Source organism: Providencia sp. PROV040 (assembly GCF_032706145.1).
Taxonomy (GTDB): domain Bacteria; phylum Pseudomonadota; class Gammaproteobacteria; order Enterobacterales; family Enterobacteriaceae; genus Providencia; species Providencia hangzhouensis.
In genome coordinates this window covers 1,360,726-1,383,411 of record NZ_CP120530.1, presented here as the reverse complement: position 1 = coordinate 1,383,411, position 22,686 = coordinate 1,360,726, and the positions used below count along the sequence as shown (strand labels likewise).

The 22,686-nt window shown below is 40.0% G+C and carries 13 protein-coding genes and 1 pseudogene; 4 read left to right on the top strand and 10 right to left on the bottom strand.

The window, feature by feature from the left end; genetic code table 11:
* Positions 1–60: 60 nt before the first annotated feature.
* From adk to apt, 6 genes are all read right to left on the bottom strand, one after another.
* Positions 61–705 (bottom strand): adenylate kinase, encoded by a 645-nt coding sequence (adk, locus tag P3L40_RS06285; RefSeq protein WP_004260386.1) that lies wholly within the window; start codon positions 703–705, stop codon positions 61–63.
* 192 nt (positions 706–897) lie between these two features.
* Positions 898–2,766 carry a molecular chaperone HtpG gene (gene htpG / locus P3L40_RS06280; RefSeq protein WP_164561310.1) on the bottom strand — a complete coding sequence of 623 codons (1,869 nt, stop codon included), beginning with the start codon at positions 2,764–2,766 and terminating at the stop codon, positions 898–900.
* Positions 2,767–3,128: 362 nt separating this feature from the next.
* Positions 3,129–3,728, bottom strand: coding sequence for a recombination mediator RecR (gene recR, locus P3L40_RS06275; protein ID WP_004260396.1), 600 nt, complete (start codon positions 3,726–3,728; stop codon positions 3,129–3,131).
* Positions 3,728–4,057, bottom strand: a complete 330-nt coding sequence (locus tag P3L40_RS06270) for a YbaB/EbfC family nucleoid-associated protein (protein WP_004260403.1) — start codon at positions 4,055–4,057, stop codon at positions 3,728–3,730. The genes recR and P3L40_RS06270 overlap by 1 nt, the downstream gene beginning before the upstream one ends.
* 48 nt (positions 4,058–4,105) lie before the next feature.
* Entirely contained in the window at positions 4,106–6,049 is a 1,944-nt protein-coding gene (gene dnaX, locus P3L40_RS06265) for a DNA polymerase III subunit gamma/tau (protein ID WP_096863266.1), read from the bottom strand.
* A 112-nt stretch (positions 6,050–6,161) separates the two neighbouring features.
* Positions 6,162–6,713, bottom strand: coding sequence for an adenine phosphoribosyltransferase (gene apt / locus P3L40_RS06260; protein ID WP_036958374.1), 552 nt, complete (start codon positions 6,711–6,713; stop codon positions 6,162–6,164).
* Between the two features lie 142 nt (positions 6,714–6,855).
* Between apt and priC the strand changes: the two genes are divergently transcribed.
* Both priC and P3L40_RS06250 read left to right on the top strand, forming a co-directional pair.
* Positions 6,856–7,404 (top strand): primosomal replication protein PriC, encoded by a 549-nt coding sequence (priC, locus tag P3L40_RS06255; RefSeq protein ID WP_110592248.1) that lies wholly within the window; start codon positions 6,856–6,858, stop codon positions 7,402–7,404.
* Positions 7,405–7,422: 18 nt separating this feature from the next.
* Complete coding sequence (locus P3L40_RS06250; RefSeq protein WP_004260415.1) at positions 7,423–7,599, top strand: DUF2496 domain-containing protein; 177 nt, start codon at positions 7,423–7,425, stop codon at positions 7,597–7,599.
* A gap of 5 nt (positions 7,600–7,604) precedes the next feature.
* Here P3L40_RS06250 and mscK read toward each other — a convergent pair whose 3' ends face one another.
* From mscK to acrR, 3 genes and pseudogenes are all read right to left on the bottom strand, one after another.
* The gene (gene mscK / locus P3L40_RS06245; RefSeq protein WP_210852368.1) at positions 7,605–10,982 is read right to left on the bottom strand and encodes a mechanosensitive channel MscK; all 3,378 of its coding nucleotides are present in this window, start codon (positions 10,980–10,982) and stop codon (positions 7,605–7,607) included.
* 108 nt (positions 10,983–11,090) lie between these two features.
* Positions 11,091–11,444, bottom strand: coding sequence for a DsrE/DsrF/TusD sulfur relay family protein (locus P3L40_RS06240; RefSeq protein WP_004913652.1), 354 nt, complete (start codon positions 11,442–11,444; stop codon positions 11,091–11,093).
* A 12-nt stretch (positions 11,445–11,456) separates the two neighbouring features.
* Positions 11,457–12,112: pseudogene (gene acrR, locus P3L40_RS06235) on the bottom strand (multidrug efflux transporter transcriptional repressor AcrR).
* Between the two features lie 134 nt (positions 12,113–12,246).
* On the opposite strand from acrR, the gene P3L40_RS06230 reads away from it, so the two are divergent.
* Positions 12,247–13,434, top strand: coding sequence for an efflux RND transporter periplasmic adaptor subunit (locus tag P3L40_RS06230; RefSeq protein WP_004260432.1), 1,188 nt, complete (start codon positions 12,247–12,249; stop codon positions 13,432–13,434).
* Positions 13,435–13,449: 15 nt separating this feature from the next.
* Positions 13,450–16,608, top strand: coding sequence for an efflux RND transporter permease subunit (locus P3L40_RS06225; RefSeq protein WP_094960962.1), 3,159 nt, complete (start codon positions 13,450–13,452; stop codon positions 16,606–16,608).
* Between the two features lie 61 nt (positions 16,609–16,669).
* Here P3L40_RS06225 and P3L40_RS06220 read toward each other — a convergent pair whose 3' ends face one another.
* Complete coding sequence (locus tag P3L40_RS06220; protein WP_210852366.1) at positions 16,670–22,561, bottom strand: TcdA/TcdB pore-forming domain-containing protein; 5,892 nt, start codon at positions 22,559–22,561, stop codon at positions 16,670–16,672.
* Positions 22,562–22,686 lie beyond the last annotated feature (125 nt).

Here is a 22,686-nt window from a genome sequence, read left to right as displayed (position 1 = left end):
TTAAAATAATTCGAATTGCAGTTACGATTACTGCAACACAAAGCATGGCAAGTACAAATATTAACCTAAAATTTTTGCTAGTTCTTCACTAACTTCTGCCACTTTACGAGTACCGTCTAATTTGAAGTACTTGGTATTACCTTGTTTAGCTTCATTTTGGTAGTACGCAATTAAAGGTGCAGTTAATGCATGATATTCAACCAGACGCTTACGCACGGTGTCTTCTTGGTCATCTTTACGGATGGTTAATTCTTCACCTGTTACATCGTCTTTGCCTTCAACCTTTGGTGGGTTGAAGTTGATGTGGTAAACACGGCCTGATGGCGCATGTACACGACGACCAATGATACGCTCAACAATGATATCGTCTGGTACATCAAATTCCAGTACGTTATCAACCGTGATACCCGCTTCTTTCATCGCGTCCGCTTGTGGGATTGTACGAGGGAACCCATCCAACAAGAAGCCATTGCGGCAGTCATCTTGTTTGATGCGCTCTTTAACTAATGCGATAACTAATTCATCAGTAACTAATTTACCGTTATCCATCAGCTCTTTAGCTTGTAAGCCGAGTTCGCTCCCTGATTTAACAGCTGCACGTAACATGTCACCTGTTGAAATTTGAGGGATCCCAAACTTTTCCATAATAAATTGAGCTTGAGTGCCCTTACCAGCGCCTGGAGCGCCAAGCAGAATGATACGCATTGCGTAAACCCCTTGCTATTTAGATTTTTATAATTTGAAAAGAAAACAAGCTACCATACCATTAGCATACGGCTTTACTCAAGAACACACGTAAACGATTTCGCATTTATCTTTTTTCGCAAAAGAAAAAAACCACGCTAAAGCACAAGCAAAAGCGCGGTTTATGCTCAATATCGAAAATATCAAATTAAATTACTTTAGAAGTAATTCATTGATTTTACGAATAAATAGGTTTGGATCTTCCAATGTACCACGTTCTGCTAATAATGCTTGATCCAACAATACATCTACCCAATCAGCAAACACAGATTCATCTGACACTTCTGCGGCTTTTTTCACCAATGGATGTGTTGGGTTCAATTCGAAGTTATATTTTACTTCTGGCGCGGCTTGCCCTGCTGCTGCAAACAGTTTTGCCATTTGTGTACTCATTTCATCCGCATCTGTCGTAACAATGGCAGGCGTATCCGTTAAGCGATGTGTGAGTTTAACTTCTTTAACACGCTCACCAAGGAATGATTTAACGCGTTCAACAAATGGCTCTAATTGTTTATCCGCTTCCTCTTGTTCCGCTTTGTTTTCATCCGCTAGCTTATCTAATGACTCGTCTGCTTTGCTCACGGATTGGAACTGTTTACCGTCGAATTCAGACAGATAGTTCATCATCCATTCGTCAATACGGTCAGATAACAGTAGGACTTCAATACCTTTTTTACGGAATAACTCAAGGTGTGGGCTGCCTTTCGCCGCTGCATAGCTATCTGCAGTGATGTAATAAATTTTATCTTGGCCTTCAACCATGCGGCTTACATAATCTTCTAAAGAAACATTCTGTACGCTGCTATCGGTATGAGTTGTTGCAAAACGCAGAAGTTTAGCAATAGTTTCACTATTTGCCATATCTTCCGCAGGGCCTTCTTTCATCACCAAGCCAAATTGTTGCCAGAAGGTTTGGTATTTTTCTGTATCAGATTTAGCCAGTTTCTCAAGCATTTGCAGAACACGTTTCGTTAATGCGCTGCGTAAACTACGAGTTAATGCGCTGTCTTGCAGTATTTCACGAGACACGTTCAGTGGTAAATCATTGGAATCCAACACCCCACGAATAAAACGCAGGTAATTAGGCATAAACTGTTCTGCGTCATCCATAATAAATACGCGTTGAACATAGAGTTTCAAGCCGTGCTGTTGGTCACGATTCCATAGGTCAAATGGCGCTTTAGACGGCACATACAGCAAGCTCGTATACTCTTGCTTACCTTCTACACGGTTATGTGACCATGTTAGTGGGTCTGCGTAGTCATGGGAAATATGTTTATAGAATTCAGCGTATTCTTCGTCTGAAATTTCAGATTTGCTACGAGTCCACAATGCTTTCGCTTGGTTAATTTTTTCCCAAGTTACCGTACCGTCTTCTTCATTTTTTTCTTCGATTTCAACTGGTAAAGCAATATGGTCAGAATATTTGCTAATCACTGAACGTAAGCGCCAGTTATCCAGATATTCCTTTTCATCATCGCGCAAATGCAAAGTGATTTCGGTGCCGCGCTCCGCTTTTTCAATATCAGCGATGGTGTATTCACCTTCACCAGCAGATTCCCAGAACACACCTTCATCGGCAGGGGCACCAGCTGCGCGGCTACGTACAGTCACTTTATCAGCCACAATAAATGCAGAATAGAAGCCCACACCAAATTGACCAATCATTTGGCTATCTTTGACTTGGTCACTACCTAATGACTCTAAGAATGCTTTTGTGCCTGACTTCGCGATAGTTCCAAGGTTTTCAATCACCTCTTCGCGGCTCATACCGATACCGTTATCACTGATGGTCAATGTACCTTTGTCTTTATCGGCACTAATACGCACGCGCAGGTCACCATCGTTTTCATACAGTTCTGGTTTAGATAATGCACGAAAACGCAGTTTATCCGCCGCATCTGATGCGTTGGAGATCAATTCACGTAAGAAAATCTCTTTATTTGAATAAAGAGAGTGGATCATTAATTGGAGGAGTTGTTTAACTTCTGATTGGAAACCACGAGTTTCCTGTCCTTTCATACTCATTAATCGCCTCTATTTCATCAATCTAATTGGATAGGTTTGACTTATCGATGCAGATTAGTTGGGGGCGAAAAAATAGAATTCAACCACTAACCACAAATTAGAAGCTAAATTAATATGAATGAAAGGAAATGACCGAAGACTACGATGCTTTTGCTTGAAGGATATTTTTGAATTAAGGGTTTTGCTTTGAGGGGTTTGCCTTTAAATTTTAAAAACAGCACCTCACCATCATCCTCTAAATAATTTGTGCCGTAGCTAGGCGTCGAATGCATTAATCCCTGGGAGCATACACAAGTATGTGACTAGGGTTGATGCATGAAGACAACAACGCTACGGCGCAAAGAATGACGAGGACTTTAGAGCCGTTGGCGCCCCGCCAACGAGTGAGAAAGTGTGGTTCCATCAACCATTTCCAACTCCCCACCCACTGGCACACCGTGCGCAATTCGGCTCGCCGCCACCCCATATTGAGCACACATTTGCCCAATATAGTTTGCCGTCGCTTCACCTTCAACCGTTGGGTTGGTTGCTAAAATCACTTCATTGATAGTCTCTGATGCCAAACGCTCTTCTAGTCTATCAAGACCGATATCCATTGGGCCAATACCATCAAGTGGTGACAAATGCCCCATCAGCACAAAATAACGCCCGGAAAATTGCCCGGTTTGTTCTATTGCATAGATATCTGCTGGGCTTTCAACAATACAAATCAAACCATTTTGTTGGCGGCGAGGGTTATCGCAGATATTACAGACCTCTTGTTCTGTAAATGTTCTGCAATCACGGCAGTGACCTATTTCAGACATGGCACGAGTGAGCGATTGCGCTAAACGCATTCCCCCACTGCGGTCACGCTGTAAAAGATGAAAAGCCATTCGCTGCGCTGACTTGGGGCCAACCCCTGGGAGACAGCGCAGAGCTTCCATCAAAGATTCAAGAAGCGGACTTGTTTGCATTAGAATGGCATCTTAAAGCCTGGTGGTAATTGCATACCACTGGAAACACTCGCCATTTTTTCTTTCTGCGTTTCTTCGATACGACGAGCAGCATCATTAAATGCCGCAGCAATCAAGTCTTCTAACATTTCTTTGTCGTCTTCGAGTAAGCTAGGGTCAATTTCAACACGGCGGCAGTTGTGTGAGCCGTTAATCGTCACTTTAACTAAGCCAGCTCCAGACTCACCTGTAGCTTCTAGTTGAGCGATTTCTTCCTGAACTTTTTGCATTTTATCTTGCATTTGCTGGGCCTGTTTCATCAGGTTACCCAATCCACCTTTACCAAACATAGTTATCTCTCACAACTGAGGCTACAGCTTAACAATGAGACTGTAGCGTTAAACGGGGCGAATACTCTCTTCATCTAATTGCGCATCAAACATTGAGCGCAGTTTTTGAATCGTTTTATCCGCAATAATAGACTGGCGCGCTTGTGCCAGTTTTTCTTCATAAATCGCCTGTCGCCATTCTAGCGGGGTTTTCACCTCGCTATTATCATCATGAACGATTTTCAGTTCAACAGTACGACCATATAGTTCGCTCAGAGCTTCTTCCAACGCTTTATGTGCCGATGGTTTATCGAGGTGCTTCTGAGCCGAGCGCAAATGTAAAACAATTTGCGACTCACTTAATTCTTCTATATATGAATTCAAAGCTAATTGTTCAACCAGCTTGGGAATATTTAATTTTGCGATTTTCCCAGACCAGCTATCACGAATTCGCCCTTCCTCAATAATTTTAGCGGCTAATTCAGGCGTTTTTTCATATTCCAACGCCTCTTTGATTTCACTTGGCGTTGTTATTGCCTCTTTTGGTGCCATCGCCTCTTCATTTTGAGGCTTCCATTGGTACTGCTTTGGTTTTTGTGGTTTTGCTGCCTGAGCCGCTTTATTTACCACATTTTGTTGATGTTTGCTGGTCACGGCGGCCAGCCTTTCCAGTGCTGATGCCGCCGGCTTAGCCCTTTCAGGCATCACCGGTTTAGCCTTTTTTGGGCTAGGATCCTCACTTTGTGGAGATTGTAGCGCCTGCCTAGCCTTCAATAACTGTAACGTTGGGCTATTGTCTGGCAAATTTTCTGCTCGTGCTTGAACAGGAGGCACCCTTTGCACCATATTTGGTGCAGCAGGCGATGCCGATTGAACAGCCGCCTGCGTAATAACTTTTGGTGGAGCTTCAATTTCAGCAATCACATTTTTCGGATGAAAAGCTAATGCACGTAACAATGCCATTTCAACCCCCATACGCCGCTCAGGGGCATAGGGGAGTTCTTTTCTTCCAACTAATAACGTTTGGTAAAACAGTTGGAGATCTGCAGGAGAAATTACCCTTGCGACCTGCCGTAGCCGCCCTTCTGTCGATGATGGGTCTGTTTCTTGTTCAGCAGGAAGCAGTTGGATCATCGCGATACGGTGTAATTGCGACAAAACTTCCACCAGCAAGTTTTCCCAATCCGCACCGCGACTAGCAGCTTGCTCTACCTGTTCCATCACCGCCATGCTATCGGCACGTACTAACGCTTCAATAATCGCTAATGGCTGTTCATCATCAAGGGTTCCTAGCATTTGGCTAACTATATCAGCCGTTACTTTCCCTTGCCCCATCGCAATGGCTTGGTCAGTTAAGCTTAATGCATCACGTAAACTGCCATCCGCCGCTCTTGCAATAAGCTGGCGAGCTCGTTGGTCATGTTCAATATTTTCTGCATTCAGAATAAGTTCAAGCTGTTCACTGATTTGCGTGACATCTAATGCTTTTAGGTGGAATTGCAAACAGCGAGACAAAATGGTCACGGGGAGTTTTTGCGGGTCCGTCGTCGCCAACAAAAACTTCACATGTTCAGGCGGTTCTTCAAGGGTTTTTAATAACGCATTGAAACTATGACGAGACAACATGTGTACTTCGTCAATTAAATAAACTTTGAAGCGCCCACGTGCCGGCGCGTATTGGACGTTGTCTAATAATTCACGAGTATCTTCGACTTTGGTTCGGGAAGCCGCGTCAATTTCAATTAAGTCAACAAATCGCCCTTGTTCTATTTCAAGGCAGTTGGCACATTTACCACAAGGTGATGCAGTGATCCCTGTTTCGCAATTAAGGCCTTTGGCAAATAGGCGAGCAATCGTCGTTTTTCCTACACCACGTGTACCGGAGAAAAGATAGGCGTGATGAAGCCGCTGATGCGTTAGCCCATTAGCGAGTGCAGTCAAAACGTGCTGTTGGCCAACAACGTCTGAAAATTTTTGGGGGCGCCACTTACGGGCAAGTACCTGATAGCTCATGGATTCCACTGTCATTTAACATGGTACGTGAATATATATAATCATAGTACCATGCTACCACAGCCTCAACCTATACAGCGAGACTGTGATAAAAATAGAGGGAAAATAAAGATTAGTGGCCTGGGAATTCAACAAGGCTATAAGAAGAAACACCTTCTTTTTGCAGGCGCTCAACGCCGCCAAGGTCAGGTAAACAGATGATAAATGCGGCATCAACAACATTAGCACCGAGTTGTTTGATCATTTTAACTGTCGCTTCCACTGTACCACCTGTGGCAAGTAAGTCATCAACCACTAAGACATTATCTTCAGGGCTGATACTATCTTTATGGATTTCAAGTGTATCCGTGCCATATTCAAGGTCGTAAGTCATACTCAATACTTCACGTGGTAATTTCCCTTTTTTACGTACAGGGACAAAACCTACGCCTAAACGTAATGCAACTGGAGCGCCGAATAGAAAACCACGCGCTTCAGTTCCTACAATTTTAGTGACGCCTTTATTTTGATAATGTTCCACTAACATATCAATCGTTGCTTGGTATGCAGCAGGGTTATTTAATAAAGTCGTAATGTCACGAAAGATCACACCTTCGATTGGATAATCTTGGATAGATGCGATACTTTCTTTAATCAATTGCAGTTGTTGCTCTTTAGCGGTCATAATAAAAGCCATGTAGTAAACACGAAAGTGTAGAATCTATGTAAAGTACCATAAAAATGCAATAAGAAGCCGTCAATTTGGCATCAGTTTTGTTGCTGAATATCAATTTTCCGCTATTTTTCACATTTAATGAGAACAAAAAATGAAAATTCCCGCTCTTTTGGATGCGTTAAAAAAGCAAATTGATGAATTGAAAACACGAGTGGAGCCCATAAAAGACCTTGAGTTTTCACATTCACGTTTCGATATGCAATTGTTTAGCCGCAAATCAACCCGTTTAGGGGATTGCCAAAATGAATTACAGACGTTGTACCAGCAATTGTGCCATAGCGTAACGTTAAACCACACTGAGCAAGTTAATTTTCTTACTGAAAAAATCGTCCATCAAATGCAGGCAATTTCACGAGAGATCTCTACACAAGCTTTACGTGAAAAAGAATCAAATTTTACTAAGAAAAAGGAACAAGTTGATTTATATGAACGTTTATCACAACACCAAGACTATGAACGACGCTTGCAGGCCATGGTGAGTGAAAAAGAACTTCATTTAAGTGAGCTAACCGACCACCGTTTGCAGCACCAGTGCCAAAAAGAACTCGCTGTACTCGCAGGCCGTTTGTACCGTTGCCGCCAAGCACTTTTGCGTATTGAAAAAGCCATTGAACATCAAGAAAATCAATATTTTGATTAAATCTTAGAAGGAATCAGTATGAGTTCACTCAAGGATGCTCCACAAGAAATCCAACTTGCTGTTGATTTAATCTACTTATTAGAGACGTCTGAGATAGAAGCTGATGTGGTTCTCAAAGCACTTGAAATCGTGAAAAATGATTATATTGCAAAACAAGTGCAAGCAGCAAAAACTGCCTGCACCAAAGAAACTTAATGAGTTTAGTGCGTTTTATCATCACTATCTTTAGGTGTTCGCTTCACTTCTTGCACTTCATCACCTTTACTATTGTGTAAATGCACTTCTAACTGATTGAATGCAATATCAATATCGTTTTCTCGACATAGTTTGTCTATCGCACGGTTCACTTCATCGCTGGTTACGCCACGGTCACCAATCTGCCGTACATAAAAACGTAATTCGTGATCTAACGTGCTTGCACCAAAACTGGTGAAATAGACATTAGGAGCGGGTTCAGTCATTACCTTGCTATTATTGGTTGCCGCAGACAATAAAACGCGTTTCACTTTATCAAGATCAGAGCCATATGCCACACCGATCGCTATGGTGATACGTGTGACGGTGTCCGATAGCGACCAGTTGATCAACCGTTCAGTCACAAAAGCCTTATTAGGAATGATCACTTCTTTGCGATCAAAATCAACGATGGTTGTCGCACGAATGCGAATTTTACTGACTGTTCCTGAATAGGTCCCAATAGTGACGGTGTCGCCAATACGGATCGGTCGTTCAAACAGTAAAATGATCCCTGAAACAAAGTTAGCAAAAATTTCTTGTAAACCAAACCCTAACCCGACGGTCAAAGCTGCTGCCAACCACTGCAATTTGTTCCATGTCACGCCAATCATACCTAATGAGGCGATCGCCCCAATCCCGACAATAATATAAGTTAATATTGTCGTGATCGCATAAGTAGAGCCCTGACGGAGTTTTAACCGTGATAATACCAACACTTCCAGTAGTCCAGGGAGGTTTCGCGTCATTACCCAAGACACAATGATAATCACAAGAGCTAAAATTAAATTCGCTAACGTCACGAATTGTAAGATATTTCCCCCTTCTGCCGATGTGGCGGTATAGCTCCATAAGTTCACGCTATCTAAGAAAGAGAAAATGGTTATAAAATCAGACCAAATCGTATAAAACGCCAAAGCGAAAATAATAAATAACACCATTGTTGTGAGACGCAATGATTGCTGGCTAATCAGCTCAATAGTCATTGGTGGCTCTTTAATTGGCTCGTTTTCAGTATCTTCTTGCTTCGACATCGCACGGCGTTCTATGGCACGTTGATATGCTAATTTACGAGCAACCAGTGTTAAGCCTCTCAAACACGCGCTATAAGTGATATACCATAGGAGTAATAGGTATAAACTGTCGATCCAACGGTTTGCCAAGCGCAATGTGGTGTAATAATACCCCGCCATCATTAAGCCCACTAAAATTAATGGCGAAAATGTCAACAATGTCACAACGATACTGCGCGTTAAGTGACTCCCTTTCTCTTGCCAAACTTGTTTGCAAAATGGAATAGTAAAGATGCACAGTAGAATAAGAGAAACCAGCACGATCAACTGGCCAATTACGTCCTCAGACACTTTCAGTGGGTTGCTAACGCCATAAGTAGAAAAGAAAATGAGTGGCAATAGAGGAATAGATAGCCTGATTATCCTGCGTCGAGTCTGGGATATTTTTTCTTTTTCGATACCAAAGTGTTTTTGTGCAATACCTTGTGGTTTTAATACTCGGAAAGTCAGCTCAAATAATGCCCAAAATATCGCCAATTGTTGGCAAAATTGCCAAAAGAATGGCCCTTGCACATTCCCTGTTTTCAAAAACCAATAGCCAAATGCCAGTAAAAACAGTGAAATAGGTAATGTTTGCATTAATGTTAACAACAGTGCCAACGGGGTACTTAATACACTGTCATTACGTAAGCTGGAAAGCCGTTGGTCAATATCCTGCAGTCGGTTATTAATTTTGCGATTAAACCAAATAAACAGCAATGCGACTAAAACCAGTGGAACAACGACCAATAATGAAGCCGTCACTCCACGCTTAATACTACGATTCGATAAACTAAAATCAAAATTATGAATCTGTGCTGCCGCAGCTTCTGGAAAACCTTTAACCCATTCCAAATCCATCGGTTTATTACTATTCACCCAAAATATTTGCTGCGCCAAGGTATTTTCAAGAGACCCCACTACACTCAATAATTGGTTTTGATCAAGTTGCAAGTTGATTGCTTGGGAAATTTGCCCGCCAAGCTGCTGGTTGAGTTCATCTAATAACCCACGACGTACTTCCAATAGTTTCAATAACGTAGATTTATCCTCAGCGGATAATAATGCGCTATTTGCCAGCTCATCCCCTGTTTTTACCTCAAATTGCTGTTCCAACTTAGTAATATAATCATTAGGTTGATAAAGCTCATCACGCTGTTGGTTAATATCAAATTGCTCAAGCCGCAAATCAGCAATCGTTGTGGGTAAATTTTTAGTTAAAATGTCTGGCGGCAAGTCAATTTGTTGTTGAAATAAAATTCGTGAGAGCAATAAACTACCGCGTAATACATTAATTTGCTCTTTTAAATTTCGTTCGGACTGCGTCGCTCTTTCAAGCCATGTTTTAACTCGAATACCATTTTGCACCAGTTTATTGCTATTTTCGGTCACTGCGATTAAACGGTCACTGAGCGCATTATTAATCGCAATTTCTTTTTGAATAATGGGATTCTGTTGCGCTTCAATATCGGTTTCAGAAGTACTCAGCGCCTCGCGTACCGTTGATTGGGAGTCATTTAGTCGGCGATGGCTAATCGCATTTTGTACTTGCTGAATATGGTGTTCCAATTGCTCAATATATGCTGCGGTATAATCACGTTGTTTTTGCAGCACATCTTGTAATTGAGTGTTAGCCTGTAGAATACGTTTTTGATATTCATTTTGTTGCTGCAATAAATACTGTTCAACTTGCAGCATGGTAATTTGAGTAGGTCTTAAATTCACAGATTCATTCAATGAACTATTTAGCTCATTGCGAATTTCTTGTAAGCGCCTCGCATTTTCCAACATCATCGCTTGCGCCCTTTCAGGCTGCGTTTGTAAGCCAATTAATTGACTACTATAGGTTGCAAGGTCATTTTGTTCTGTTTGCAGATTTTCTAAATAAGAGGCTTGTAATGCTTCTAATTGTGAAAGAGAACTATCTTGTATTTTTCGTCGGAAATTTTCGGTGCGTTGCTCATTTTCATTTTTTATTTGCAACAAACCTTGTGCTGCTTGTTTCGATTCTTCACTCGCGCTATTCAGTTTTTTTTGCAGTTCAGCCGTTCGCTGTTCGAGTTTATCCAGCTCGTTATAAAAATCTGAGGTTTTTTCCAGATCAGCGAGAGCAAGTTTATCTTCCTCACTGAGTGAACTTTTTTTATTCAATGCGTTGAGCGCACTTTTTATTTCATTCTTATCAGGTAAGTTATTTGATGTTAATGCCGTAATTGAACTAGAAAAAGATATGATGAAAAAAAACAGTGTTATTGATACTAGCTGCCGCCACTTCCATTGTTGTTTCATCATAATGGCATTCCTTTATACAAATAATAATATTGTTTAATTAAACCAAAGTGCCGATAGTCACCTATCAACACTTACTTTCACCTAATTAAACACATTTTACGTAAAATGTTAGAAAGTTAATACTTTATCTGCCGTTAATGTCCAGCTTGCAAGCTCGACTAACGTGCCTACCTCAACACCATCAGCAAGGGTTAACTCACTTACACCTCGGGCATCTGTACAAGTTTTACATAATTTAACGGGGACATTTTGTGCCGTTAAAATCTCTAACATTTGTTGAAGATTATAGCCTTCTTTCGGCTTTTGAGCTGCCAAACCTGCGGTCACAGCATCTGACATCAGAAATATTTTTAAATCTAACTGCGGCTCTTGCTCTTTTAACGTTATCGCTAATCGCAATGAGTTGAACAATGTTTCACTGCCGTAAGGTGCGCCATTAGCAATAATCAAAATAGAGGTCATATTGTACTCCACTTATTCAGTTTGAATGGGTTTTAACCGGATTGCGGTATTACATTTTAGTGTTTCTAATAGTGTATCAACCAATGTAATTGTATGTTGATTAGTATTAAAATTTTCTGATTGGAGTAGCCAGTTTTCTAACAAACCAGACATTAATGAACGGATCATAATCGCAGCACATTCCACATCAAGATCAGCAGGAAGTTGACCTGCATCAATACAGGCAGTCAAGTTATCAACTATTCGACATTGACTTGCGACATAATTAGCGCGTTTAAAATCAACTAACTCTGCCATTTCGCCAACTAATTCACACTTCAAAAAGAAAATTTCCATCAAAGCGCGGTTTTTAGGGCTTTCAATAAAATCAGTCAAAATATAAACTAATAATTCTCTTAGTATTGAAAGTGGATCATTGGTATATTTAGAACGATAATATTCTTCAGCTTGTACTATTTGGTTATCACCAAATTCACAAGCTTGATAAAAAAGATCAACTTTGTTTTTGAAATGCCAATATATTGCACCTCGGGTAACCTAACCCCCGCTGCTTTTGCAATATCGGCTAATGATGTGGCAGAAACTCCTCGTTCAGAGAATGTTTTGATGGCAGCATCTAATATTTCCTGACGGGTTTCTTCAGCCTGTTGTTTAGTTTTTCGTGCCATTGTGACCCGTTTCTATCGAAAGCTGATTTACATACATTCGTGTATGTTTGTACTATAGCATAGTGATAAATCATATTGTTTACCATTTTTCTTATTTTTGTTTTGAACTCATATTGATTAATTGAGGTTAACTTATGCGAAAAAACAGAGGGGTGTTACCTCTGGCTCTGTTAGTTCTTTCAGGTGGCTTGGCTTTATCTGGTTGTAACGATGAACAACAAGGTGGCGGAGAACGCCCGGCGCCTGAAGTAGGAATTGTTACGCTTAAAGCCGAACCTCTGACTCTCAAAACCGAGTTACCAGGCCGTACATCCGCATTTCGTGTTGCCGAGGTTCGCCCTCAGGTTAGTGGCATCATATTGAAACGCAACTATAAAGAAGGTAGCGACGTAGAAGCAGGGACATCTTTATACCAAATTGACCCAGCACCATTCCAAGCAACCTATGACAGCGCAAAAGCGGAACTTGCAAAAGCACAAGCCAATGCGAATCTGGCTGCATTAACGGTGAAGCGTTATAAACCATTGTTAGGTACTAATTACATTAGTCGTCAGGAATACGACGAAGCAACCTCAACCTATGCACAAGCACTTGCTGCCGTCAAAGCGGCTGAAGCTGCGGTTGAAACGGCACGTATCAACCTGAATTATACCAAAGTAACTGCACCGATCAGCGGCCGTACCGGTAAATCGAATGTGACTGAAGGGGCTCTAGTATCTACAGGACAAGCCACTGAATTAATGCGTGTTCAGCAACTTGATCCTATCTATGTTGACGTAACACAATCGAGTGACGATTTTTTACGTCTCAAAAATGAGATAGCGAAAGGCGCTGTACAGCGAGAATCAGGGAAAGCACCTGTCAGTTTGATCAACAACAACGGTCAAGAATACGCACAAAAGGGTGTTCTGGAATTCTCTGATGTCACTGTTGATGAAACAACAGGGTCTATCACCATGAGAGCCATGTTCCCTAACCCGAACAAAGAGTTACTTCCAGGTATGTTTGTTCGTGCTGTATTAGAAGACGGTGTTATTGAAAAGGCGATTCTAGTTCCACAACAAGGCTTGACTCGTACGGCTCAAGGAACTTCTCAAGTCATGGTTGTTGGCGCAGAGAATAAAGTTGAAGTCAGAAAAGTTAAAGCAGGACAAGCAGTTGGCAACAAATGGCTGGTAACTGAAGGTCTACAAGCAGGTGATCGTGTCATTGTCATCGGCTTACAAAAAATCAAACCAGGAATTGTTGTGAATCCTAAGGAAGCAAACTTAGAAACGCAATCCATAGACAATCAGGCAAAACCTGAAGAAAAGTCTAAATAAGGGAGCGGCTGATTAATGCCTAAGTTTTTTATAGAAAGACCAATTTTTGCGTGGGTAATTGCAATTATCACCATGCTTGCTGGTCTGTTGGCAATTATCCAGTTACCTGTTTCGCAGTACCCGACCATCGCGCCACCGGCTGTTTCTATTTCAGCTAACTATCCGGGAGCGGATGCTGAGACGGTACAAAATACAGTAACGCAGGTTATCGAACAGAACATGAACGGTATCGATAACTTGGTATATATGTCATCGAGCAGTGATTCATCAGGTTCTGCTAGCATTACGCTGACATTTGAAGCAGGAACTGATGGTGATATCGCGCAAGTACAGGTGCAAAACAAATTGCAACTGGCGATGCCATTGTTGCCACAAGAAGTTCAGCAGCAAGGTATTAGTGTCGATAAATCAACTAGTTCATTCTTAATGGTTGCGGGTTTCGTTTCTAGCGATGGCTCAATGGGGCAATACGATATTGCCGACTACGTAGGGTCAAATATTAAAGACCCACTTAGCCGAGTTAACGGTGTAGGTGAAACTCAACTGTTCGGTACCCAATATGCAATGCGTATTTGGTTAAAACCAGAGCAACTCGTTAAGTACAACATGACCACAACAGATGTCATTAATGCGATCAAGGTACAAAATAACCAAGTCGCAGCAGGGCAACTCGGTGGTTCACCGTCTGTAGCAAACCAGCGTTTAAACGTTTCTATCATTGCGCAGACACGTTTAAATAGCCCTGAAGAATTTAGCAATATTCTATTACGTGTAAACCAGGATGGTTCACAAGTGCGTATTAAAGATGTTGCTGATGTCCAATTAGGTGCTGAAAACTATAGTACGATTGCCCGCTTTAATGGTAAGCCAGCAGCAGGTATCGGTATTAAACTGGCAACCGGAGCTAACGCTTTAGATACGTCTAATAACGTCCGCGCTGCGCTTGAGGAAATGAAGCCTTTCTTCCCTCAAGGATTAGAGATTGTTTATCCATACGATACGACCCCATTCGTTAAAATTTCAATTAACGAAGTGGTTAAAACGTTAGTAGAAGCAATCATGCTGGTTGTTGTCGTTATGTATTTGTTCCTACAAAACATCCGTGCAACACTGATACCAACGATTGCAGTACCTGTCGTATTGTTAGGTACCTTTGCTATCTTGTCGGCATTTGGTTATTCCATAAACACCTTGACCATGTTCGCGATGGTACTCGCCATCGGGCTTCTCGTCGATGACGCCATCGTCGTTGTTGAGAACGTTGAGCGTGTTATGCAAGAAGAAGGCTTGTCACCAAAAGAAGCGACCAAAAAATCAATGGGTCAAATCCAAGGTGCGTTAGTCGGTATTGCAATGGTGCTGTCTGCGGTATTTATTCCTATGGCCTTCTTTGGAGGTTCTACAGGGGCAATTTACCGTCAGTTCTCAATTACCATTGTATCCTCCATGATCTTATCAGTACTGGTTGCGATGATCTTAACGCCAGCACTGTGTGCCACCATGTTGAAGCCAATTGAAAAAGGCAGCCATGGTAGCCAAAAAGGATTCTTTGGATGGTTTAACCGCACATTTGAGAAACAAGCACACCACTACACCGACAGTGTAAGCCGTATGCTTAACGGCACGGGCCGTTATTTAGTGATTTACCTGCTGTTAGTGGTTGGTATGGCGTTCATGTTCGTCCGCTTACCGTCTTCTTTCTTACCAGCGGAAGACCAAGGGGTATTCTTGTCAATGATCCAATTACCACCAGGATCAACGCAAGAACAAACCCAAGCGGTATTGGATGAAGTGAATAACTACTACCATACCGAAGAAGCCAAAAACGTTGAGTCGGTCTTTACCGTTGGGGGCTTTAGCTTCGCAGGTCAAGGTCAAAACATGGGTCTCGCTTTCGTCGTTCTGAAAAATTGGAGCGAACGTAAAGGCGATGAAAACCACGTTGATGCGATTGTACAACGTGCGAATATCGCACTGTCACAAAAACAAGAGGCACTGATTTACGCCTTTAACCTACCAGCGATTGTTGAGTTAGGTACCGCAGACGGGTTTGACTTTGAGTTAGTCGATAAAGGTAACTTGGGGCATGATAAACTGATGCAAGCCCGTAACCAGTTACTTGGATTAGCTGCTCAGCACCCAGAAATGCTTCAAGGTGTTCGTCCAAATGGTCAGGATGATACCTCGCAATACCGTATTTATATTGACCAACAAAAAGCACAGGCTCAAGGTGTCGCTATCAGTGATATCAACGCAACATTGAGTTCTATGTTTGGTGGAAGCTACGTGAATGACTTTATCGACCGTGGTCGTGTGAAGAAAGTTTACGTACAAGGTGACGCAGAAAGCCGTATGTTACCTTCTGACATCAGTAACCTGTATGTTCGCAATAACCAAGGTAAAATGGTTCCGTTCTCTGCCTTTATGGACGAATCCAAAGATCCTTGGAAGTATGGTTCACCGCGTTTAGAGCGTTATAACGGTGTCCCTGCGATGAACATTCAAGGTCAGGCAGCTCCAGGGAAAAGTACTGGTGATGCGATGCTGTTAATGGAAAAACTCACCACTGAAAACCTGCCTGAAGGAATTGGTTACGAGTGGACAGGTATGTCATATCAAGAACGCTTAGCAGGTAACCAAGCCCCTGCTCTGTACGCAATCTCCTTGATAGTGGTCTTCCTGTGTTTGGCGGCTCTCTATGAAAGCTGGTCAGTTCCATTCTCAGTTATGTTAGTCGTTCCATTAGGTATTATTGGTGCGTTACTGTTTACCAGTGTTCGTGGTCTAGACAACGACGTTTACTTTAAAGTAGGTCTCTTAACAACCATTGGGCTCTCGGCGAAAAACGCAATCTTGATTGTTGAATTCGCCAAAGACTTGATGGAAAAAGAAGGTAAAGGGTTAGTCGAAGCAACACTGAATGCAGTTAAAATGCGTTTACGACCAATTCTGATGACATCTTTAGCATTTATGTTAGGTGTTATCCCACTGGTGTTTAGTAACGGTGCAGGTTCTGCATCCCAGAACTCAGTAGGTACTGGTGTTCTTGGGGGAATGTTTGCCGCAACCTCATTGGCTATCTTCTTCGTTCCTGTATTCTTCGTGGTGATCCGTCGCCGTTTCTCGAAGAAATCAGAAGATGTTGAACACAGCCATCCACCAACAGCACAATAATTGCTGATCGATAAATCGAAAAGAGCCACTTATGTTGTGGCTCTTTTTTTTATATATTAATTTAATACTGACTTGTTGTAGATAACATGGCGAAATGAGGTTTGTCCTGCTCTTTGAGTGCAGTTTGAATTTCAAAGTCCCCCTGAGTAAAATCTATTCGATTCAACAACTCCCCTAATAAAACTATCTTACCATTGATATCAAAATGGCTTCTGAAATGCATTGATAAAGACATTAAACCGTGACTGGCCAAAGCTTGCTCAGCTAATAAACTCACATCAATGTGTTGATCTGTTCCATCAATTCTAAGTTGTAGATGACGATAAGAGTGAGCCTGTAAACCATAAATTCCACGGATATAAAGAGATGTATTATTTATTGAATCTGTAATAACCAAGTCATCTCCTTGGCGATTAATAAAAATCTCCTTCAATTGGTTTTTTATGGGTAGGATAAGCAAATCAACAATTCGGTCTACCGAATAATTATCAATAATAATCGTTTGATAACGCTGCCAATCTACTTTTTTAAACTGATAAGTATCGGAGCCCTCACCACCATTAAGAATTAAAACAGAAACATCGCCTAATGCTGCAGGAATAACGACATCATCCTCCGGTGTTCCTTTAATAATTAATGATAAGCCTAATTGTTCATGAGATGATGTTGGATGATAAATAATTGCATTTTCTTCTGTTAACAGCATTAAGCCATCCGCTATTTTTTGCACTGACTTAAAAGTAAGCTCAGGGTATAAATCAACATGCTTAGGTAATTTATTGGGAAATCGAAGAACACCCTTACTATCGAAAATATTGTTAAACTTCATCTCTCCAATCGCGTTTATTCGATATAGCTTCTTTGATTTTGAATCAAAAATAACGCCATATTGTTTATCGTGATCAAAATCGATAATTTGTAACTCACTTTCTAACGAAAATGAAGGCGCAACAACAACCATCTCGTTAAAATACCATGCTGGTAATATGCGTTCCCCATTAGTATCTTTTAATCCAAACAATGCAATGGGGTCCTTTTCATTGGAAAATTGAGCAAAACGCTCCCATCTCAAAGGCTCTCTCGCAAACCAGTCTTTATTGAGGGCAACTAATTGTACACTGCCATTCGCATCCAGTTGCCTAACAAAGCCTTCTTTTTGGATAACAAGGAGCTCCCCTTGCCAGTGCGTGACATTTTTTATTCCACTCAAATTTAAACGAAAGGCACTAGGCTTATTTGGCTTAATAATATCTTGCCCTAACCCTTTTTGATAAAAAATGGTGTCTTCTTTTTGGCTATAAAAGAAAAAGGCTTCCTTTCCATTTTCCTTTAATAAACTTCCTATTAATTCCAAGTCCTTAGGAGGAAACCAATACCATAAATCATACCTCGGATTATAACGTCCCAGGCTTGTTGCAAATATTTTTGCAAGTGTAGGTTTAATTCTATAACGCTTTAATTGAGATATCGCCTCTTTACCATCGCTAATAGATAGAGCAAACCTCTCTCGCCAAACTTTTTCTAATGGCGTATTTTTTGCGAGCTCACAATCAATATATTTTAAATCTTCTTCACTTATCGAAATAAACTCATTCAAGAATAGCCGTTCATTCACATTTTTTCTTTCTAAATTGGCTTTAACCAATGTTCCACTCTCATTGCGTAGCCAGTAATGATGCCAAAAACCATTTTCATCAGTGCCCGATATCATCACCGTGTTCGCAATGCTGGGTTTGATGGTAATTGTCTTTTGATATTCAGGACTCATATATCGACAGGCTAAGTAGTCATGGCTACTAAATTGCTTACGTTGTTCAAATGATAATAATGTTTGTGTGTCATGTAAGTTATCGAGTAATAACCTGTTATTCACAACGCTCACGAGCTCTAATTTATCACTCTGTATTAGCCTATAGGTATTTTCAACTGTACTGCCAGTACTTCTTTCTGTTAGTGTTATATACAGTTGGTCATCAACCAATGTGACTTTAATAATTTCTGCATCTAGACCTAAAACCATATTCGCTTTAAGTTGAGTCAGTAAAGAACCTGTATTTATATCAACCTGCCAAATTACTGATTCCACTGATGAATAAAAATAGGCTGTATCCCTATTAATTTTTATTAGTTGTGCCGAATGATTTTCTTTATTTTTTGAGTGAGTAAAAATGACCCGATCATATTGAACATCATAAAATGCACGTCCCACGTTTAAACCGTTATATTGATAATTATCGATGGCAACATACTGGCCGTTAAGCTTATTTTTAATTGATAAATCATGAAGATGCTGTTTAATTGTCTGGCTTTTGTTTATCCATTGACTACCATCTAGATTAATAATCTTTGCAGTCTTATTAATAAAATCTATTTCACATACTTCATGTTGAGCATTGACAAGTAAAATCGAATTATCCGCCACCGATGTATCAACATTGATAGTAATGCCGCTAATTTTAATGTGATCATCCATGATTTGAATAACATGCTCTTTTCCATCACTTTCTATTAAACTCGTATCAATTATCCAGCTAGATTGTTTTCCATATATAGCCCCCTCAATTAACGTAAGAGATGCGCCATAATTAACTGTAATTTGATATTCCCCGCCATTACCAGTGACAGCGTGCGTAATATGCCCTTGCCATGGAATAGGCATTTTAGGAACGGTTAATTGTCTATTTTGGCTATCTAGATTGACATGAATGGTAGTATTTTCATATTCATGCTCTAAAGTGGTGATAACATACTCTAGGCCACAATAAAAAAAATCAAAATAGAATTGATAGCGTTCTTCCATTCCTCTCAAAATAGAAAAACCATTATCCCCTCGAGAAGTTCCACCAAAAAGAGAGCTATATCTGTAACGAATGAACGATTTAGGTACAACTGGTAATATCACTACCCCAGTTTGGCTCCCATTAAAGTTTACTCTTGGCTCAGTAACACCAACAGCTTCTCTAATATTAATTGCATGTGATTTATCAATCTCTGCACTCGGGCCCGACTGAAAATCATTCAACCAGCAATGCTCTATATACCACTTTTTTTTCACACCTCGATATATATATTGGCTACCAAGGTCAAAATAACCATTTTTGAAATCTAATTTCTCGATGACAATATTGGGTGTTGGTACCAAAAAGTCTTTTTTTGCATCATAACTTATCGCTGCATTTTGATAGTCTCGTTGATAAATCGCGAATTCTTCCCCTACAGCAACAGCTTTTTGTGCGTGTCTTTCATTAATATTAACCAGTTCGGTGATACCAATACCTATTCCCATAAGTGGTACAGCTAATGGCCCTGCAACACCTGCCACCGTTTCCGCACCAAGTAGAGATGCTCCCGTACTTACAATACCTAACCCTAATGATGATGAATCAAAAGCTAGTTGAGTACCAAATACAGCTCGCTGAGTTTCATTTTGTGCATTCGCTAACTCATAAATATCGAAACCAACCATAGCTCCTTGGAAAATAACCCCTAACCCTTCATTCGCTGTACGTACTAGAGACGAAGAAAAGCGATTCATTACTGATTTCGCCACTCCATTCCCTTCACACCATAATGAATATGCAATTTTTCCAGTTTTCACGGCATCATTGATAGCACCATGGGCCATCATAGAATAGCTAATATAACTATGAATACGCAGTGCTGTTGCTAAATTAGATGTTGGCCTAGAAGAAACCACTGACTGTCGATTCCTATTCTCCGACCATTGAATGATTGCTTGTATTCCCATCGCTATATTGAGGCCATCCACATGTTCTGTACCCTCAATATCTCTTTCACATTGCAACTCCCCATCACTAAAAGAATAATGACTCTTTAACATAGCCATTTGCTTGTGAAAATATTCTTTAAACTCAATAAAGGTTGTGTCTTTCGTTTCAGCCCAATATATCTTTTCCTCTATCCCTTGATGTATAAATTGAATACGATATCGGCCATCTTCCAAATTCTCAACATTTTCAAAAACAGGTAACCATTTTTCATCTAGTTGATGACTTTTGCACACTTCATTAATTGAGTATTCAAGACGTTCCCCCCATTTCTCTGACTCCAAAATAATTAAGGATGTCTGTATTTTCTTATCTTTTGCTATTAAAGACTGATGTTCTAGAATACTCTCCATTTTCTTATGTAGAGAAATAGATTCCATTAAATTATCTGAATAAACCAAATCGGAAACAGTTAAACCACTACCAATTTGTACTTCAGACATTTTTCCCGTATTAATAGAGACCAATTCAAAACTACTATTTAAAACCGCATACTGCTCTGCCATCTTGTTTTTAAATAAAAACTTATTTAAAGTTGAAAATAACTTATCAGAATCATTAAAAGCATAAATACCAAAGTTTGGATCATAAAAATAATAATTAATTTCATTACCACTTTTGACTTTACCTAATAACATTGAGTGTGTTGTGCTATTTAGCGCATAAATATTTCCTTGTTCAGCATTAATCAGAATTTCTTTTATTTCATTTAACTCAAATTGGCCAATTATAGTTGATGCGTGTGCCGCCTCTATATTTACATGAAGTTCTTTTAACGCAGCTTGTAACAAAGTTGAATTCGGCTCCGTTGGTGATGCCCCAGCTAAAAACATCTTATTAAGCAATTTATTTGCACCCTCACTGCCCTCTAAGGCTAATGCAACAGCCATTGCCCTAACTAAAGAGTAACAACGCCCCCCTGAATTATCATCCATTAAATATAAATAAAAATCTTGTGGTGCGAGGCGTTTTTCAATATAACCACTATCTCTAAAGATTGAATTAAATTTATAAGTAAAATCTAAAACATCATAAATAAAACCTGAATTTTCTCTCGAGGTTATATACTGAGCTAATACTCCGCACTCAATGGCGGTAAACTCATTCTCAAAGTTAAATATTTCCGCTTTTACTGATAATATATCATTATTAAATTTATCAATAACATACATACATGGGAATAACAGTGGGTCCGTAACAAATCGCTGAATATCTTGGCTTATTCTATGCTTTTTAAGCATCATACTGTCAAAAAGACTATTTTTTAAATGACCATCACGCTGAACTTGCGCAACTAAACTAGGATTATTCGTATCGTAGCCTACTTTTTTTAATACTTTCGGTAAGATTTGTTTTACTGGGCGATCTGTTAATAAAACTTCTGTAATAGCGTCAGCAATGACCTGTGACCTGGCTTGCCCATGGCTTGTTGACTGACCTTTTGGTGTTTCCGAATAAGAAATACCAGTATCCATTTTTTGCATACCAACTGGTGTATGTTCAATAAATGCATCAGAAGGAATTAATGTATTAAGTCGCTGGGTAATTTCCTTTGCATGCTCAAGCCCCGATTCAGATAAGTAAATAACTGCTTGGTCCGTTTGTATACCAAATTTTCTAGGCCCCATAATTTTGGCTTGTTCTATACACTGAGGTGACGGCTCATGAAATAACTTCACCAAAGATTTTGTCAGCCGATTAATATATTTTTTATGTATATTTATAGTTAACCTAGCATTTATACTAGAGCGAAGTTTCATTCTTTTTTTTAAATTTTTAGGGAGAATACGCAGTGCTTGCGAACTTAATAAATCGGAATCAACAAGGTTAGATAATTCAATATCCTCTTTACCTTGAACTCTTATATCGACATCATTATTTCCTGTTGATAAATCTCTTATATAACCAATAAACTCCAACTCCTCTTGATTACTGAGTTTTTCAATACCAATAGGAACATCATTGTTATATAAAAAATAAGATTTTCTTTCTATTTCTTTCTTTAACTTATCATGTTTTTTTAATAAATCTGCCGACCACTTTCCTTCATGACGATATTCATATTTAATCGCCTCAACTAGCATCATAATATTTTTATCAAGCTTTATTTTATCCATTACATAAATGGCATGATTCAATAGAGAGCTATAGCTATCACCAGACATATTATTAAATCCCTTTATCTTTAATTTGAAAACATAACAAGTAGTAATTTATTAGCAAGGAAAATGGAACTTATAAACGGCCAAAAACATAGTGTAACAATTATTTACATCATATTTTTCCGATT

Excerpts from the sequence above, each read along its gene's own strand:
- dnaX (WP_096863266.1), bottom strand. The coding sequence starts at position 6,049 with ATGAGCTATCAGGTACTTGCCCGTAAGTGGCGCCCCCAAAAATTTTCA.
- adk (WP_004260386.1), bottom strand. The coding sequence starts at position 705 with ATGCGTATCATTCTGCTTGGCGCTCCAGGCGCTGGTAAGGGCACTCAA.
- P3L40_RS06270 (WP_004260403.1), bottom strand. The coding sequence starts at position 4,057 with ATGTTTGGTAAAGGTGGATTGGGTAACCTGATGAAACAGGCCCAGCAA.
- recR (WP_004260396.1), bottom strand. The coding sequence starts at position 3,728 with ATGCAAACAAGTCCGCTTCTTGAATCTTTGATGGAAGCTCTGCGCTGT.
- P3L40_RS06250 (WP_004260415.1), top strand. The coding sequence starts at position 7,423 with ATGAGTTCACTCAAGGATGCTCCACAAGAAATCCAACTTGCTGTTGAT.
- htpG (WP_164561310.1), bottom strand. The coding sequence starts at position 2,766 with ATGAAAGGACAGGAAACTCGTGGTTTCCAATCAGAAGTTAAACAACTC.
- P3L40_RS06225 (WP_094960962.1), top strand. The coding sequence starts at position 13,450 with ATGCCTAAGTTTTTTATAGAAAGACCAATTTTTGCGTGGGTAATTGCA.
- mscK (WP_210852368.1), bottom strand. The coding sequence starts at position 10,982 with ATGATGAAACAACAATGGAAGTGGCGGCAGCTAGTATCAATAACACTG.
- P3L40_RS06240 (WP_004913652.1), bottom strand. The coding sequence starts at position 11,444 with ATGACCTCTATTTTGATTATTGCTAATGGCGCACCTTACGGCAGTGAA.
- P3L40_RS06230 (WP_004260432.1), top strand. The coding sequence starts at position 12,247 with ATGCGAAAAAACAGAGGGGTGTTACCTCTGGCTCTGTTAGTTCTTTCA.
- apt (WP_036958374.1), bottom strand. The coding sequence starts at position 6,713 with ATGACCGCTAAAGAGCAACAACTGCAATTGATTAAAGAAAGTATCGCA.
- P3L40_RS06220 (WP_210852366.1), bottom strand. The coding sequence starts at position 22,561 with ATGTCTGGTGATAGCTATAGCTCTCTATTGAATCATGCCATTTATGTA.
- priC (WP_110592248.1), top strand. The coding sequence starts at position 6,856 with ATGAAAATTCCCGCTCTTTTGGATGCGTTAAAAAAGCAAATTGATGAA.